Source organism: Microbacterium sp. NPDC089698 (genome assembly GCF_044749045.1).
Classification (GTDB): Bacteria; Actinomycetota; Actinomycetes; order Actinomycetales; family Microbacteriaceae; genus Microbacterium.
Genome location: NZ_JBIVHE010000001.1, coordinates 138,607 through 154,277, shown reverse-complemented (window position 1 = coordinate 154,277; position 15,671 = coordinate 138,607). Strand labels below are relative to the sequence as shown.

The following is a 15,671-nucleotide window of genomic DNA, read 5'->3' as shown; positions in this document are numbered from 1 at the left end:
GCGACGAACCGCAGGGCCGGAGGGAGTTCGCTCCCTCCGGCCCTGCGGCGTTCTCCGCGTGAAGCGCCGTGGCTGTTCAGAACCCGCCAAGGCCCCGGTCATAGGATCGTGAACGATGAATATCGTGCCCCTCGCAACTCAGGCAGATAAGGCCGTCGACACCTGGACCCAGATCCTCACCGTCCTCGGCGACATCGGCATGAAGGCGCTCTGGAGCGTCGTGACGATCGTCGTGTGCGCCGTGATCGCCTACGCGCTCCGTTTCGTGATCCGTCGCGTCGTGCGGCGGATCGTCGCCGGCGCGAAGTCCAAGGCCGAGGTGACGGACACGAGAGCGCTCGAGCGCTCCCCCCTCGCGGACATGCGGCTCGTGCAGCGCACCAGGACGCTCGGCACGATCCTGCAGAACATCGTCAACGTGATCCTCGTCGTCGTCGCGGTCGTGCTGATCGTGAACATCATCGAACCCACCCTGCTGGGATCCCTGACGCTGCTCACCGCCGCGGTCGGCGCCGGTCTCGGCTTCGGCGCCCAGAATATCGTGAAGGACGTGCTCAACGGCATGTTCCTGGTCGCCGAGGATCAGGTGGGCATCGGCGACGTGGTCGACCTGGGCCTCGCCTCCGGCGTCGTCGAATACGTGAGCGTGCGCATCACCCAGGTGCGCGACGCGAACGGCACGCTCTGGTACGTCCGCAACGGCGAGATCACCCGGATCGGCAACATGTCGCAGGGCTGGGCCCGCGCGATCATCGACCTGGGCGTGCCGGCCGACGCGGACGTCCCCGCCGTCGAGGAGGCACTGCTCACCACCGCTCAGGGGCTCGCGAAGGACCCGAAGTGGCGCACCCGCATCATCGAGAAGCCCGAGATCTGGGGGCTGGAATCGGTCGACGGCGACGCTCTCGTGATCCGGGTCGTGATGAAGACGCGCACGAACGCGATGGACGACGTCGCCCAGGAGCTGCGGATGCGGCTGCGCGACACCGTGCTCGGAATGGACCTGACCGTGCCGAGCATGGCCACCGTGCAGCTGGCCGGCCCCGAAGGCGCCCGCCGCGTGCACGGTGCGAACCCGCCGCGCACCCGCCCCAACCCCGTGGCGAGCACCCCCACGGTCCCGGAGCGCGGGTTCTGGCGCAAGAAGAAGACCGAGGACGAGAAGCCCGCCACGGTCACGCCCCCGCCGCGCACCAAGCCGGCTCCGACCGCGCCCGCGCCGAAGAAGAGCGAGAAGCCGAAGACGCCTCCCTCGGCGCCGCAGAGCCTTCCTCTCCCGCCCCTCCCCGATCCGCAGAGCCCGCAGGATCCGCAGAACCCTGGAGACGAACGATGACCGAGCCGGTGTCCTTCTACGACGAGGTCGGCGGCCACGCGACGTTCCAGCGTCTCGTCGAGGTCTTCTACCGCGAGGTCGCCCTCGATCCGGTGCTGAAGCCCATGTACCCCGAGGAGGACCTCGGACCGGCCGAGGATCGGCTCCGCATGTTCCTGGAGCAGTACTGGGGCGGCCCCACGACCTACGGCGAGCAGCGCGGCCACCCGCGCCTGCGGATGCGGCACATGCCCTTCCACGTCGATCCGGACGCGCGCGATCGCTGGCTGCGGTGCATGCGCACGGCGGTCGACGATGCACAGCTCTCCCCGATCCACGAGGCGACGCTCTGGGACTACCTCGAGCGCGCCGCGCATGCGATGGTGAATACATTCGAGCCGAGCCGCGCGAGCGCGGCGGGCGCCCCGACCCCCGACGGGCGCCCCGTCCTCTAGCCGGCACCGCACGCACACCGAGTTCGACGGAGATCTCATGACCGCGACCACCACCCGCACCACCGACGTCCTCGTCATCGGCTGGGGCTTGTCCGGCCTCGTCGCGGCCGCGGAGGCGACCGCCGCAGGCCGACGCGTGATCATCCTGGATCAGGAGCCGCGCACGAACCTGGGCGGGCAGGCCTGGTGGTCGTTCGGCGGGTTGTTCCTCGTCGACTCTCCGGAACAGCGCCGCATGGGCATCACGGACTCGTACGAGCTCGCCCGGCAGGACTGGTTCGGGAACGCGGGGTTCGACCGGGAGGAGGATGCCTGGCCGCGACGCTGGGCCGAGGCGTACCTCCAGTTCGCGAGCGGCGAGAAGCGGGCCTGGCTCCGGGAGCGCGGGGTGGGCTTCTTCCCCGTCGTGGGCTGGGCCGAGCGCGGCGGCTACGGCGCGATCGGTCCCGGCAACTCGGTCCCCCGCTTCCACATCACCTGGGGCACGGGCCCGGGCATCGTCGCACCGTTCCAGGCCGCACTCGAGCAGGCCGAGAAGACCGGGCACCTGGTGGTGCTCCCGCGGCATCGCGTGACGGCGCTCAGGACCGAGAACGGCGTCGTCACGGGCGCGCAGGGCGACATCCTCGCGTCGTCCGCGGCGGCGCGCGGCGTGCAGAGCGACCGGGAGCCTGTCGGCACGTTCGAGATCACCGCCGGATCGACGATCGTGACCTCGGGCGGCATCGGCGGCAATCACGACCTCGTGCGCGCCGCGTGGCCGGAGCGCCTCGGCACGCCGCCCGCGGAGATGCTCACCGGTGTGCCGGCCTATGTCGACGGCTCGATGCAGGCCGTGTCGGCGGCCGCCGGGGCGCGACTCATCAACGGCGACCGCATGTGGCACTACGTCGAAGGCATCCGCAACTGGGATCCGGTCTGGCCCGGCCACGGCATCAGGATCCTCCCCGGCCCCTCGTCGCTGTGGCTGGATGCGACCGGCGCGCGGCTCCCCGTGCCGCTGTTCCCCGGCTTCGACACGCTCGGGACCCTGGCCCACCTGCGTGCGACCGGGCACGATCATTCCTGGTTCGTGACGACGCGGCAGATCGTGGAGAAGGAGTTCGCGCTGTCTGGCAGCGAGCAGAACCCGGACCTCACCGGCAAGGACGTGCCGCTCCTGGTGCGCTCCCGGCTCGCGAAGGGCCCCACGGACCCGGTGCAGGCGTTCCTGGACAAGGGCGAGGACTTCGTCGTCGAGGACGACCTCGGCCGGCTGATCTCCCGGATGCAGGAGCTCCCGGGCGGCGACGCCCTGGATCCCGACCGGGTGCGCGAGGAGGTCGTCGCGCGCGACCGCGAGATCGGCAACGACTTCACGAAGGATGCGCAGGTCGCGATGCTGCGCTCGGCACGCGCCTATCGCGGAGACCGGCTGATCCGCACCGCGACGCCGCACCGCCTGCAGGATCCTTCCGCAGGTCCCCTGGTCGCGGTGCGGTTGCGGGTGATCACCCGCAAGTCGCTCGGCGGCATCGAGACGGATCTGGACGGCCGCGCGCTGGACGCCGATGGACAGGCCGTGCCCGGGCTGTACGCCGCGGGAGAGGCGAGCGGTTTCGGAGGGGGCGGCGTGCACGGGTACCGCGCCCTGGAGGGCACCTTCCTCGGCGGATGCCTGTTCTCGGGCTGCCAGGCCGGACGCGCGGCGGCGCGGGCGGTCTGACACCCCGGCGCCCTGGACCCTCCCCGGTCCGAGTGCCAGGATCGCGTGCATGGACGCAGAAGAGCTGAGAGCGCGCCAGGCGCCGCTCAAGGAGCGCTACCGGCAGGATCAGAGCCTCGCGCGCGTCGTCTCGGGGGCGATCGGCGACTACCGGGATCCGGGCATCACGACGACGATCGAGGGCTGGGCGGGCCCGGTCCGTGCGGGGCAGCATCCCGCGACCGGCGGGGACGGATCCGATGCGTGCTCGGCAGACCTCCTCATGCAGGCGCTGCTGGGCTGCGTCGGAGTGACGTTCCGCGCCGTCACGACTGCGATGGGCGTGACGGTCGACAACGTCCGCCTCTCCGCGGAGTGCCACTGGGACGCGCGCGGGACGCTCGGGCTCGACCGGGAGGCGCCGGTCGGAGTCGGCGAGATCTCCGTCACGATCACGATCGACAGCGACGCCGACGACGGCCGCCTGGAGCGGATCGCCACCTCGACCGAGCGCTACTGCGTGGTCGGGCAGAGCCTCGCGTCGCCGCCCAGGATCACCGTCGTCCGCCGTGGTGCCCCGGCCTGAGTGCGCGCCTCAGGCCGGTCACGGCTCAGCCCGCGGTTCCCGTCGCCCGCACCGCGGTCAGCCCCACCGCTGCGGGGCCCCGACTGAGCACATGCCCGCGCGCGAACGCGAGACGCGTCCATCGCCCCGCTGTCGTGATCGACACCTGCTCGGCGCCGGAGATGAAGCCGAAGGCGTGCGCCGCGAAGGCCACGCCGCGGGGCAGACCGAGGAGGTCCTCGTCGGGTTCGCCCCAGATCGCCGCGCGCAGAGCGCGGACGGCGTCCTCGCCCGCACCGGCCGGGGATCCGTGCGCGACGGCCGAGATGCCCCACTGGGCGCGCTGGGCGATGATGTCGGCGCCGAGCTCCCCGCTCGGCGTCCATCCTCCCCGCGGCGGCGCGATCCCGGCCCAGGAGGGGCTGCGGCCGGTGTCCGGCAGCGCGAGTGCGCGCGGATCGTCGGTCGTCGTGAGCTCGTCGATCACGATGTCGCAGCGCAACTCCGGGTCGGCCCGGACGATCCGCATCGCGAGGATCGTCGGCGTCGCGTCGAAGAGCGTCTGCGGCACGAGCGCCGCGGCCGTCATCGCAAGCACTCCTCCGTCGGCCTGCAGCCTGACGCCTTCATCACCGGCGCGGCCGGCCCGGGAGACGAAGGTGAGCGCGTCGCGCGCGGTGTCGGCATCGGCGAGGATCAGGGGCGTGGGCACGCCCTCTAAACTAGCAACCGGTCGCGACAGGTCCCCCGGTGTGTCGCAGCAGCCGCCGAGAGGATCCCATGACGCACGACGAGCACGCCCGCCGATCGGTCGAGATGCTGCGGGGGATCCTCGATCTCGACTCCTCCGATGCGCGCACGACCGAGGACATCTTCACGGGCGTCTCGCATCCGATGCCGACCGGACGGATCTACGGCGGGCAGGTGCTCGGCCAGTCCATCATCGCGGCGGAGCGGACGATGCCGGACGGACGCGTCCCGCACTCGATGCACGGCTATTTCCTCCGCGCCGGGGACGCCTCGCAGGGGCTGACGTTCGCGGTGGACCGCATCCACGACGGCCGTTCCTTCTCCACCCGACGAGCGCAGGCGTACCAGAACGGCGTGCCGATCTTCTCGATGATCGCCTCGTTCCAGGACGAGAACCCCGGCATCGAGCACGCCGAGCCGATGCCGGAAGGGATCCCCGGGCCGGAGGAGCTCGCTCCCGACGAGGAGATTTCCGACGGGATCCACCCGCTGTCGAAGCGCATGCTCGTCGACCGTCCTGTCGACATGCGGCACGTGGAGGGGCCGCTGTTCGGCGAGGCGGGCGCGGAGAAGTCCGCGCGCCAGGCGGTGTGGATGCGGCTGCGCGCCCCCTTCCCCGACGACCCGGCCCTGCACCGCGCGGCACTGGCGTACCTCAGCGACATGTCGATCCAGGAATCGATCCTGCGCGCGCACGGCCTGAGCTGGAATGTGCCGGGCCTCAAGGTCGCGAGCCTGGACCACGCGATGTGGTGGCACCGGCCCGGGCGCGTGGACGACTGGCTGCTGTACGTGCAGGAGTCGCCGAACGCACGCGGGGGGCGCGGGCTCGCGACCGGACGGATCTACGATCGCAGCGGCAGCCTCGTGGCGAGCGTCGCGCAGGAGATCACGATCCGGGTCCCGGAAGCCTGATCCCGCCCCGCGTCCGGCGACGGAAGCGGATCCGCGGCAGTGCCGCTCAGCGGTGCGCGTAGACGATCGACGGTCCGGAGTACGGCGACCAGGCGTCGCGCATCTCGGGGCCGATCCGCGTGGGACGGCCCGTGGCCGCGTCGACCAGCACGATGACCGCGGTCGAGCGCGCATAGAGCACGCGCTCCTCGAACGCCGCGTCGTTGTAGACCTCGTAGCAGACCTCGATGCTGGATCCGCCGAGCTTGCCGAACCACATCTGCACCTCGAGCGGGTGCCGCTGGTAGGGCACGGGCGCCAGGTACTCGATCTCCTGCCGCGCGACGAGCGTCAGCACGCCCGCGTCGATCCCCGAACTCAGCACGGCAGTGCTCGGACCGTGCTCTCCCTCGCCCGGCCGCCAGAACGCGCGCACGCGCGCCTCCTCGAGCAGCTTCAGCATCGAGGTGTTGTTCACATGGTTGAAGGCGTCGAGGTCGCCCCAGCGCAGGTGGATCGGGATGTGCAGGCGCTCCCCCGCCGCGGCCCCGTCGGGGGCCGCGGCGTCGGGAGCACCGGAACCGGCGATCTCAGTCACGCGTGAGCCTGCGGTGCGTCGAGCGGTGCGGGTTGGCCGCATCCGCGCCGAGACGCTCGATCTTGTTGCGCTCGTAGGCGTCGAAGTTGCCCTCGAACCAGTACCACTGATCGGGGTTCTCGTCGGTGCCCTCGTAGGCGAGGATGTGCGTCGCGATCCGGTCCAGGAACCACCGGTCGTGCGTGATGACCACGGCGCAGCCGGGGAACTCCAGCAGCGCGTTCTCGAGGGAGCTCAGCGTCTCGACGTCCAGGTCGTTGGTCGGCTCGTCGAGGAGCAGCAGGTTGCCGCCCTCCTTGAGCGTGAGGGCGAGGTTCAGGCGGTTGCGCTCACCACCGGAGAGCACGCCGGCCTTCTTCTGCTGGTCCGGACCCTTGAACCCGAACTTCGAGACGTAGGCTCGGGACGGGATCTCGGTCTTGCCGACCATCATGATGTCCAGGCCGTCGGAGACGACCTCCCACAGGGTCTTGTCGGGGTCGATGCTGGCGCGGGACTGGTCGACGTAACTGATCTTGACCGTCTCGCCCACCTTCAGGTCGCCGCCGTCGAGGGGCTCGAGGCCGACGATCGTCTTGAACAGCGTGGTCTTTCCGACACCGTTCGGGCCGATCACGCCGACGATGCCGTTCGGCGGCAGGCTGAAGCTCAGGCCGTCGATGAGCGAGCGCCCGTCGAAGCCCTTCTGCAGCTTCTTCGCCTCGATCACGACGCTGCCCAGGCGCGGGCCCGCGGGGATCGTGATCTCCTCGAAGTCGAGCTTCCGCGTCCGCTCCGCCTCCGCTGCCATCTCCTCGTAGCGGGCGAGGCGCGCCTTCGACTTGGTCTGGCGTCCCTTGGCGCTCGAGCGCACCCACTCCAGCTCGTCCTTGAGGCGCTTGGCGAGCTTCGCGTCCTTCTTGCCCTGGATGTCGAGCCGCTCGGCCTTCTTCTCGAGGTACGTCGAGTAGTTGCCCTCGTAGCCGATGAGGCGGCCGCGGTCGACCTCGGCGATCCACTCCGCCATGTTGTCGAGGAAGTACCGGTCGTGGGTGATCGCGATCACCGCGCCCTTGTAGGCCTGGAGGTGCTTCTCCAGCCACAGCACGCTCTCGGCGTCGAGGTGGTTGGTGGGCTCGTCGAGGAGGAGCAGGTCGGGCTTCTGCAGCAGCAGCTTGGCGAGGGCGACGCGACGCTTCTCACCGCCCGAGAGGTTGGTCACGGGGGCGTCGGCCGGCGGGGTGCGCAGCGCGTCCATGGCCTGCTCGAGCTGGGAGTCGAGGTCCCAGCCGTCCGCGGCGTCGATCTCCTCCTGGAGCACGCCCATCTCGGCGAGCAGGGCGTCGAAGTCGGCGTCGGGGTCGGCCATCAGGGCGGAGATCTCGTTGAAGCGGTCGACCTTGGCCTTGATCGCCACGCCCTCCTGGATGTTCTCCAGGACGGTCTTGGTCTCGTCGAGCTCGGGCTCCTGCATGAGGATGCCCACGCTGAAGCCGGGGGTGAGCTTGGCCTCACCGTTGGAGGGGGTGTCCAGGCCCGCCATGATCTTCAGGATCGTGGACTTTCCGGCGCCGTTCGGGCCGACCATGCCGATCTTCGCGCCGGGCAGGAAGGCCATGGTGACGTCGTCGAGGATGAGCTTGTCGCCCACGGCCTTGCGGGCGCGGACCATGGAGTAGATGTATTCGGCCACGAGGGCGCTCCTTCTGTCGTCGTGACGACGGTTGCGAGGGCTGCGGGTCGCTCTCCGGCGGCTTGCCGCGGGATCGACACTCCAGCCTACCCGGGGCGCGCGCTCTTCCTCCCCGGACCTACGGTCCGATCGGCATGGTCTTGCCGATGAGGCATCTGCCGCCGTCGACCTGGGGCAGCACCGACGTGACCGGATCCCCGGTGGACGGCCCGACCTGACCGACCAGGCATTGGTCCTGCCCCCATCGCACCGAGAACTGGATGCTCTCGGCGGGGTTGCCCACCGTCGACTCGTCTGCGGTGACCTGCATGTCGGCCCGGGTGAACCCGGCGGCGGTGAGCGCGTCGATGTACGCCCCGCCCTTGACGCGGCTCTCCCCCGCCCAGACCCGCGCCACGACGGCCGCGAACAACGGGAGGTTGTCCTCGGCGGAGCCGTCGGGGTGCAGCACGGGTGCAGCGGCCGGCGTTGCGGTCCCGCTGCTCGCCGCGGCAGAGGGCGATTCCGACGGCGCCGGCGATCCCGCCGAACAGCCGCTCAGGACGAGTGCCGCGACCAGCGCCAAGGGCGCGAGCGCTCGGATCGCCGGTGTTCGGACGAGCACAGCCTGGGATCCACGCACCCCACGAGTCTAGGCGGCGCACACCTGCGGCGACCGCCCGCGGCCGATACGCCGTCCCGCCCGTCCGGGACGCGGCTCAGAACGGCGTGGCATCGCCGCCCGGCATCGCCCAGCTGTCGACCGCCGTGTCCGCGTCCTGGTCCCCGCTCCCCGGGCCTGCGCCGGCGCTGGCGCCCGACGTTCCCCTGTCGCCGCCCGCCGCGCCCTCGCCACGGGGCGGCGCCTGATGCGACACCCGGTGATACACGCTGCGCCCTCGACGCAGATCCGGCCCGATGCTCTCGGCCTCGATCTCGACGTTCAACCGCTTGCCGTCCTTGCCTTCCCATTCGCGCAGCTTCAGCCGCCCCACGACCACGACCGCGTCGCCCTTCGTCAGAGACGCCTCCGCGTTCTCGGCCAGCGCGCGGTATGCCCTGATCTCGAACCAGTTCGTCCCCGCGTCGATCCAGCCGCCGGCGCCGTCGGGACGGCGGTGGTTCGTGGCCATCCGGAAGCTCAGGGTGGGGATGCCGGTGGCGGTGGCGCCCCGGTCCGGGTCGGACGCGACGTTCCCCAGGACGGTGATGGTGTCGGCCATGATCTGCTCTTCTCTGCTCATGCGGAGCTCGAAGCGCTCCGTTCCTGCAGACAGCGTCGCGCCCCGGCCGAGGTCGCGGAGGCGGGGATGCGCAATCCGTGCCGAACCCGTCCGCGCGCCCGCCTGTGGAGGACGACCGGACGCCGACGAGCCCGGACGCCGACGGGCCCGCGTGCCGACGAGTCCGGGACCCGCCCGGCGGATCAGTGCACGAACAGCAGAAGCGCCGCGACCGCGATGAACAGCGAGCCGAAGACGATGTTGAGCGTGCGCTGTCCCCGCGCGCTGGAGGTGAGTCGTCGGAAGCTCTGCGCCGTCGCGGCGAACACGAACCACATCACGAACACGTCGATGACCACCGTCGTCCCGACGAGGATCAGATACTGCGGCCAGGGATCGCGATCGAGGCGGATGAACTGCGGGACGAAGGCGAGGAAGAAGACGATCGCCTTCGGGTTGAGCAGGTTGACCCAGAAGCCGCGCCGCAGCATCGGCCATCGGCCCTCGGCGGGACGCAGGGTCTCGGCATCCGCGACCGGCTCGGGGACTCGCGCGATGATCAGCCTGATGCCGAGGTAGACGAGGTACGCCGCGCCGACGTACCGCACCGTCTCGAACAGCCACGGCACACGGGCCACGAGCAGGCCCACTCCGGCGGCGACGATCGCGACGTGCACGACGAGGGCGAGCTGCTGCCCGACGATCCCCCAGATCGAACGCCGCCATCCCTCGTTCAGGGAGTTGGTCATGGTGTTGATCGCGCCTGCGCCCGGCGTGAGGCTGATCACCAGGCACGCCACCACCAGCGAGAGCCATACGGTCACGGTCACCAGCACAGTGTAGGGACTATCCGGGCACCCGGATCTCCGGCGCGGCGGACGAATGTCGGTGGCCGTCCTTATGTTCGAAGGAGAAGGAGGAACAATGACCACGAACATCACCCCCGCACCGACCATCCGCTGGGCGACGCCGGTTCTCACCCGCTCCGTCGAGACGCTGCAGCCCGCCGGCGAGCGCCTCTGGCGCGTGCTGGACCGCCGCGGCGCGATCCGCGGACACCTGCGGATCATGCCGCACGATCTCGGCCTGCGCTACCGCGCCGAGCGTCTGCACCTCGCCTCCGGCATGTTCCATATCGTCGGGGACTTCTGGAGCGCCGACGACGCCGTCGCCGCGCTGCGCTTCTGATCGCACCGCCGCACCGCGCTTCGACGAACCTCGCGTTTCTTGGCCAATCCTTAGGCGACGCATCGGAACATGGATCCGGCGCACGCGATCCCGCGGACGCCCGCCTCCGATGCCGCCATCGCGAGGAACGCGAAGGATGAGGATCCCCCATGACCGAGCTGCGACGCACCCGCACCCGCCCGCTCACCGGAATCGAACGCACCACACGACGTCCCGTGGTCGCCGTCGTCGTCGCGGTCATCGGCGCCGTGGCCGTGACTGCGCTCGGGTTCGCGATGAAGGCGACGCAGGCCGACCAGGGCCTCGTCGTCGCCCTGAACACCACGCACACGGGTCTGTGGGGCACGATCGGCAGCGCGATCTATCGCGGCATCGAGCCGGTCCCCGCCGTGGTGATCACGCTCGTGATCGCCGGGATCGTGTGGGCGGTCTCCCGCTCCCTGCGCACCGCGATCCTGTTCGGGCTCACCGTCGCCTTCACCTGGCTGCCCGTCGCGGCGGTCAAGATCCTCGTCGACCGCCCGCGTCCGGATGCCTCTCTGCTCGCGCATCCGTTCTCGCCGCTGCAGACCGACGGTTCCTTCCCGAGCGGTCACACCGCCTATGTCGTCGCCCTGGCGATCGCGTTCTGGTTCCTGCTCCGCGACACGCGGTACGCCTGGCTGCCCATCGTGCTCGGCGTCATCGGCACCGCCGTGATCGGGCTCGCCGTGGTGAGCGACGGCCTGCACTTCCCCACCGACGTGCTCGGATCCATCGTCTGGGCGTTGACCACGGCCGCCGCCGTGCGCTGGCTCGTGGTCGACGTGATCGCCTCGCGGATCGGGCGCCGATCCGCGGCCTGAACCGGCGCAGAACAAGTGCCCCCTGCAGGATTCGAACCTGCGACCGACGGATTAGAAGGCCGTTGCTCTATCCACTGAGCTAAGGAGGCGCCCCTCCAGGCTAGCGCGTCGGTGCCGCTCAGTAGGATGGCCGCATGGTTTCTTCGTCCGAGAACGATCGTCTGGTCTGGATCGACTGCGAGATGACGGGGCTCGATCTCGCGATCGATGAACTCGTGGAGATCGCCGTCGTGATCACCGACTTCGAGTTGCGCCTGGTGGATCCCGGGTTCCAGGTGGTCATCCGCGCGAGTGACGCCGCGCTGGACCAGATGAACGATTTCGTCACGAACATGCACCGCACCTCCGGCCTGTTCGAGGAGATCCCGACCGGCGTCCCCCTCGCCGAGGCTCAGGAGCAGACGCTCGCCTACATCCGACGGTTCGTGCCGCAGGAGCGCAAGGCTCCACTGGCCGGCAACACGATCGGCACCGACCGCATGTTCCTCGCGAAGTACATGCCCGATGTCGACCAGTACCTGCACTACCGCAACGTCGACGTCTCCAGCATCAAGGAGCTCTCGCGTCGCTGGTACCCGCGGGTGTTCTTCCACGCTCCGGCCAAGGACGGCGGGCACCGCGCCCTCGCCGACATCCTGGAGTCGATCCGCGAGCTCGAGTACTACCGCCGTGCGGTGTTCATCGACCAGCCGGGACCGACGACGGAAGAGGTCCAGGCGACGTCGGACGCCGTCGTGTCAGAGTTCGCCTCAAACCTGTAATACACTGGTGAGGTTGCCCGCTCCGGCAGGCACATGGTGGCTATAGCTCAGTTGGTAGAGCACCGCGTTGTGGTCGCGGGGGTCGCGGGTTCAAGCCCCGTTAGCCACCCCATCGAAGAGGCCCGGATCCGCATGGATCCGGGCCTCTTCGCCGTCTCCGGCACCTCGTCCGTCGGGACGAGCAGGTCGCGAGCGGCGCGACACGCCCGATAGGCTCCCCAGTCAGATGACCGGATCCGATTTCCTCCGACTGGACCCGCGCGACGCGCCGTCCCGCGGACGCACCGCGTGGCTCACCGCGCAGATCCGCGCGGCCGTCGCAGACACCACCCTGAGCGCCGACGCACGGGTGCCGCCGAGTCGGGAGCTCGCCGAGGAACTGTCGTTCTCCCGCGGCGTGGTCGTCGAGGCCTACCGGCGTCTGACGGAGGAGGGCCTGCTCGTCACGAACCGGGGAGCGGGCACACGGATCGCGCAGGTGGTTCCTCCGGCCGCGCAGCCGCTCCGGCTCCCCGAACCTCTCGAGGCCGTGGAGCCGCTCCAGATCTCCGAGGGCGCACCGGACCTGAGCGCGTTCCCCCGCGCCGCCTGGCTGCAGGCAGAGCGGCGAGTTCTCGCGACCGCGACCGCTCGCGACCTCGGGTACGCGGATCCGCGGGGCGTGCCCGCGCTCCGCGAGGCACTGGCCGGATGGCTGGCTCGCCGTCGCGGCATCCATGTGCCGCCGGAGCGCATCCTCGTCACGGCGGGCGTGACCGGCGCCCTCAGCCTGATCGCTCAGACCATGCGCGAGCGGGGCCTGACGACGTGCGGGGTCGAGGATCCCAGTGCGGACGGGAATCGTCGCATCCTCGACTACTGGCTGGACGAGCTGTGCCCCATTCCCGTGGATCACGAGGGCATCGACATCGCAGCGCTGCAGGCGAGCGGCGTCCGGGTCGTGCTGGCGACGCCCGCGCACCAGTTCCCCACCGGCGTCGTGCTCTCCCCCACGCGCCGCCGGGAGCTCATCGCCTGGGCGGAGCGCGTGGACGGCGTGATCATCGAGGACGACTACGACTCGGAGTACCGCTACGATCGCGCCCCCGTCCCCGCTCTGCAGGCGAGTACGCCGGAGCGGATCCTGCACATCTCGAGCCTGTCCAAAGTGCTCGCCCCTGCCCTGCGGATCGGCTGGTTGATCGCTCCCGAGAGCTGGTCCGACGATCTCATCCGCAGACGCTGGGCGACGGATCTCGGCTCTCCCGCGCTGCCCCAGCTCGTCCTCGCCGAACTCATCGGCAGCGGCGTGCTCGAGCGCCAGGTGCGGCGCCTCCGCTTGCGGCACCGGCAGCGCCGCGACGCCGCAGTCGCCGCGATCCGCGACCACCTGCCGGGCTGCCGCGTCGAGGGCATCGCCGCCGGACTCCACATCCAGGTGATGCTGCCGGAGGGGGCCGACGATGCCGACGTCGCGCGGCGGGCGGCATCCGAGGGGATCGCCGTCAAGCCGCTCTCGGCCTACCGCTTCTCCCCCGGCCCTCCGGGCCTCGTGATCGGATACGGCCCTCACTCGACCGCGCGGCTCGCGGCCGCGATCGCGACGCTCGGCCGCCTGCTCTGAACCCGATCGGCGCGCTCATCGGGGAGTGATCGCGAGGAGCACCGCGAGCGCCACGAAGGTCAGCGCGAAGCCGCGGCCGAGGAACCGGTTCACCGCCGGGCGCGCCCGCACGAAGTCCCGCACCCGTGCGGCACCGGCACCATAGGCCGCGAAGATCACGAAAGTGATGCCCATGAACGCGGCGCCGAGACCCGCCATCCGCAGCACGCCGTCTTCCGCGTCGACGTCCACGAACATCGGCAGGAACACGAAGAAGAAGATCGTGAGCTTCGGGTTCAGCAGGTTGACGAGGACCGCGTCGCGGATCACCCGCCCGAACGACATCCCCGGCGCGGCGGAGCCGTCCTCCGTCTCGGTGGACGCTGCGAGTCCGCGATCGTCCCGCCACATCCCCCAGGCCATGGAGAGGAGATACACCACCCCCGCCCATCGGATGACGTCGAACAGCACGGGGTTCGCCGCCATCACGGCCGCAGCGCCGGACAGCGCCAGCGCGAGGTGCGGCACGATGCCCAGCGTGCATCCGACCGCAGCGATGATCCCGGCGCGGACGCCCCGGGACAGCCCCGCCGCGATCGTGAACAGCGCCCCGCTGCCCGGAGTCGCCGTGATCACGATCGAAGTCACCAGGAAGCTCGTGTCCATGCCCTCAGCCTGGAGGCTGTCTGGACCGGGCAGAAGATCCAAGAATGGGCGAGTGTCGAGGTCCAAATCTCGCCTCGCTTCGTCTCCTCACTCCTGATCGCGGCGATCGTGCACCACGAGGGCCCACCACGGAAAGCGCTCCCGCCACGGGAAGCGGCCCCGCCACGGGAAGCAGGGCGGGGCCGCTCCGCACGGGCCGCTATGCCACGATGCGGATCGGGTTCTGGATCAGCCCGGTGAGCGTCGCGAGGAACTGCGCCGCCAACGCCCCATCGATGATCCTGTGGTCCGCCGTGAGCGTGTATCGCACCCGGGTGCGAGTCGCGACCGCCCCCTCGATCAGCGCGAGCTCGTCGCGGGCGCCGCCGATCGCCAGGATCGCGCCCTGCGGAGGGTTGATGATCGCCGTGAAGTGCTCGACACCGTACATCCCGAGATTGCTGATCGTGAAGGTCCCCTCGGACAGCTCCTCCGCACTGAGGCGGCGCTCGGATGCCTTCCCGATGAGCTCCTTCGTCGTGCCGGCGATCACGGACACCGCTGCGCGATCGGCATCGCGCACGACGGGGACCACGAGCCCCGCGGGCGACGCCACCGCGATGCCGACGTTCACCCGGGCATGCACGAGCGTCTGCCCGCGACCCTCCGGAGAGTACGACGCGTTCACCCCCGGGTGGGCACGGAGCGCGAGACCGACGGCCCGGACGAAGAGGTCGTTCAGCGTGACCTTCCTCGTCGCATCCGCGTCGGCGATCGCCGCGTTGATCTGCGCACGCAGCGCGAGCAGGTCGTCGACATCGGCCGAGGCCGTCGCGGTGAACGTCGGAGTGGTCGTCGCGCTCTCGGTCAGCCGCGAGGCGACCGTGTGCCGGATCGCATCGAACGGCACGGTCGCGGATCCGCGGCCGTCTCCGGCGGCCATGACGGCCCGCGCCGCCAGGGCGAGCGGGGCTGATCCTCCCCTCGGAAGAGCGTCGAGATCGGCACGGACGATGCGTCCGCCGGGACCGCTGCCCTTGACGGCGGAGAGGTCGGCCCCGCGCTCCCTCGCGAGTCTGCGGACCAGCGGCGTCGCGATCAGGCGCTCGGCGGCCTCGCGCGGCGGTTCCGGCCGTGCATTCGGCGCGATGGCCGCGGACGCAGCCGCCGGAGCGTCGGCGATCAGCGCTGCCGCCGGGGCATCGGGGGTCGGCGAGGAGTCCGCGCGGGCCGAGCGGGCCGAGCGGACCGCGCGCTTCGGAGCGCTCCCGCTCCCGTCGTCGAGCCGTGCGATGGGCGTGCCGATCGCGACGGTCTCGCCCACGTCGACCAGGATCTCCGCGAGGGTCCCGGACTCGTAGGACTCCTGCTCCATCACGGCCTTGTCGGTCTCGATCTCCACGAGCACATCGCCCGCGGCGATCGCGTCTCCGGGCCGCCGGTGCCAGGCGGCGATGGCCCCCTCGGTCATCGTGTCCGAGAGGCGCGGCATCAGGATGTCGATCATCGTGGTTC

Annotated in this window: 17 protein-coding genes and 2 tRNA genes; 10 read left to right on the top strand and 9 right to left on the bottom strand. The window is 70.6% G+C overall.

Annotated elements, in window-relative coordinates:
• Positions 1-115: 115 nt before the first annotated feature.
• The 4 genes from ACIPY5_RS00730 to ACIPY5_RS00715 are packed head-to-tail and all read left to right on the top strand — an operon-like array spanning position 116 to position 4,040.
• The gene (locus tag ACIPY5_RS00730; RefSeq protein WP_400965509.1) at positions 116-1,336 is read left to right on the top strand and encodes a mechanosensitive ion channel domain-containing protein; all 1,221 of its coding nucleotides are present in this window, start codon (positions 116-118) and stop codon (positions 1,334-1,336) included.
• The gene (locus ACIPY5_RS00725; protein ID WP_309337580.1) at positions 1,333-1,770 is read left to right on the top strand and encodes a globin; all 438 of its coding nucleotides are present in this window, start codon (positions 1,333-1,335) and stop codon (positions 1,768-1,770) included. The genes ACIPY5_RS00730 and ACIPY5_RS00725 overlap by 4 nt, the downstream gene beginning before the upstream one ends.
• 37 nt (positions 1,771-1,807) lie before the next feature.
• A complete protein-coding gene (locus ACIPY5_RS00720) occupies positions 1,808-3,475 on the top strand; it encodes an FAD-binding dehydrogenase (RefSeq protein ID WP_400965506.1) in 1,668 nt (555 codons plus the stop codon).
• Positions 3,476-3,524: 49 nt separating this feature from the next.
• The gene (locus ACIPY5_RS00715) at positions 3,525-4,040 is read left to right on the top strand and encodes an OsmC family protein (RefSeq protein WP_400965503.1); all 516 of its coding nucleotides are present in this window, start codon (positions 3,525-3,527) and stop codon (positions 4,038-4,040) included.
• A gap of 25 nt (positions 4,041-4,065) precedes the next feature.
• Here ACIPY5_RS00715 and ACIPY5_RS00710 read toward each other — a convergent pair whose 3' ends face one another.
• Positions 4,066-4,731 carry a hypothetical protein gene (locus ACIPY5_RS00710; protein WP_400965500.1) on the bottom strand — a complete coding sequence of 222 codons (666 nt, stop codon included), beginning with the start codon at positions 4,729-4,731 and terminating at the stop codon, positions 4,066-4,068.
• Positions 4,732-4,799: 68 nt separating this feature from the next.
• Between ACIPY5_RS00710 and ACIPY5_RS00705 the strand changes: the two genes are divergently transcribed.
• Entirely contained in the window at positions 4,800-5,684 is an 885-nt protein-coding gene (locus tag ACIPY5_RS00705; RefSeq protein WP_400965497.1) for an acyl-CoA thioesterase, read from the top strand.
• Positions 5,685-5,730: 46 nt separating this feature from the next.
• Here ACIPY5_RS00705 and ACIPY5_RS00700 read toward each other — a convergent pair whose 3' ends face one another.
• From ACIPY5_RS00700 to ACIPY5_RS00680, 5 genes are all read right to left on the bottom strand, one after another.
• Positions 5,731-6,252, bottom strand: a complete 522-nt coding sequence (locus tag ACIPY5_RS00700) for an acyl-CoA thioesterase (RefSeq protein ID WP_400968426.1) — start codon at positions 6,250-6,252, stop codon at positions 5,731-5,733.
• Position 6,253: 1 nt separating this feature from the next.
• The gene (ettA, locus tag ACIPY5_RS00695) at positions 6,254-7,933 is read right to left on the bottom strand and encodes an energy-dependent translational throttle protein EttA (protein ID WP_309337597.1); all 1,680 of its coding nucleotides are present in this window, start codon (positions 7,931-7,933) and stop codon (positions 6,254-6,256) included.
• 118 nt (positions 7,934-8,051) lie between these two features.
• Entirely contained in the window at positions 8,052-8,555 is a 504-nt protein-coding gene (locus tag ACIPY5_RS00690; protein WP_400965494.1) for a DUF6993 domain-containing protein, read from the bottom strand.
• 76 nt (positions 8,556-8,631) lie between these two features.
• On the bottom strand, positions 8,632-9,156 hold the full coding sequence (locus tag ACIPY5_RS00685; protein WP_400965492.1) for a single-stranded DNA-binding protein: 525 nt from the start codon (positions 9,154-9,156) through the stop codon (positions 8,632-8,634).
• A 182-nt stretch (positions 9,157-9,338) separates the two neighbouring features.
• Positions 9,339-9,965, bottom strand: a complete 627-nt coding sequence (locus tag ACIPY5_RS00680; RefSeq protein ID WP_400965489.1) for a LysE family transporter — start codon at positions 9,963-9,965, stop codon at positions 9,339-9,341.
• A gap of 94 nt (positions 9,966-10,059) precedes the next feature.
• On the opposite strand from ACIPY5_RS00680, the gene ACIPY5_RS00675 reads away from it, so the two are divergent.
• Together ACIPY5_RS00675 and ACIPY5_RS00670 are read left to right on the top strand one after the other, a co-directional pair.
• The gene (locus ACIPY5_RS00675; RefSeq protein ID WP_309337608.1) at positions 10,060-10,323 is read left to right on the top strand and encodes a hypothetical protein; all 264 of its coding nucleotides are present in this window, start codon (positions 10,060-10,062) and stop codon (positions 10,321-10,323) included.
• 149 nt (positions 10,324-10,472) lie between these two features.
• Entirely contained in the window at positions 10,473-11,168 is a 696-nt protein-coding gene (locus ACIPY5_RS00670) for a phosphatase PAP2 family protein (RefSeq protein ID WP_400965485.1), read from the top strand.
• A gap of 16 nt (positions 11,169-11,184) precedes the next feature.
• Here ACIPY5_RS00670 and ACIPY5_RS00665 read toward each other — a convergent pair.
• Positions 11,185-11,257 (bottom strand) — tRNA-Arg (locus ACIPY5_RS00665).
• 45 nt (positions 11,258-11,302) lie between these two features.
• On the opposite strand from ACIPY5_RS00665, the gene orn reads away from it, so the two are divergent.
• The 3 genes from orn to ACIPY5_RS00650 all read left to right on the top strand — a co-directional run bounded on the left by orn (position 11,303) and on the right by ACIPY5_RS00650 (position 13,532).
• Positions 11,303-11,929 carry an oligoribonuclease gene (gene orn, locus ACIPY5_RS00660; protein ID WP_309337613.1) on the top strand — a complete coding sequence of 209 codons (627 nt, stop codon included), beginning with the start codon at positions 11,303-11,305 and terminating at the stop codon, positions 11,927-11,929.
• A 36-nt stretch (positions 11,930-11,965) separates the two neighbouring features.
• Positions 11,966-12,041, top strand: a tRNA-His gene (locus ACIPY5_RS00655).
• Between the two features lie 114 nt (positions 12,042-12,155).
• Positions 12,156-13,532 carry a PLP-dependent aminotransferase family protein gene (locus ACIPY5_RS00650; protein ID WP_400965482.1) on the top strand — a complete coding sequence of 459 codons (1,377 nt, stop codon included), beginning with the start codon at positions 12,156-12,158 and terminating at the stop codon, positions 13,530-13,532.
• A gap of 15 nt (positions 13,533-13,547) precedes the next feature.
• Here ACIPY5_RS00650 and ACIPY5_RS00645 read toward each other — a convergent pair whose 3' ends face one another.
• Together ACIPY5_RS00645 and ACIPY5_RS00640 are read right to left on the bottom strand one after the other, a co-directional pair.
• Positions 13,548-14,177 carry a LysE family translocator gene (locus ACIPY5_RS00645; protein ID WP_400965479.1) on the bottom strand — a complete coding sequence of 210 codons (630 nt, stop codon included), beginning with the start codon at positions 14,175-14,177 and terminating at the stop codon, positions 13,548-13,550.
• Positions 14,178-14,376: 199 nt separating this feature from the next.
• Positions 14,377-15,663 carry a dihydrolipoamide acetyltransferase family protein gene (locus tag ACIPY5_RS00640; protein ID WP_400965476.1) on the bottom strand — a complete coding sequence of 429 codons (1,287 nt, stop codon included), beginning with the start codon at positions 15,661-15,663 and terminating at the stop codon, positions 14,377-14,379.
• Positions 15,664-15,671: the final 8 nt, after the last annotated feature.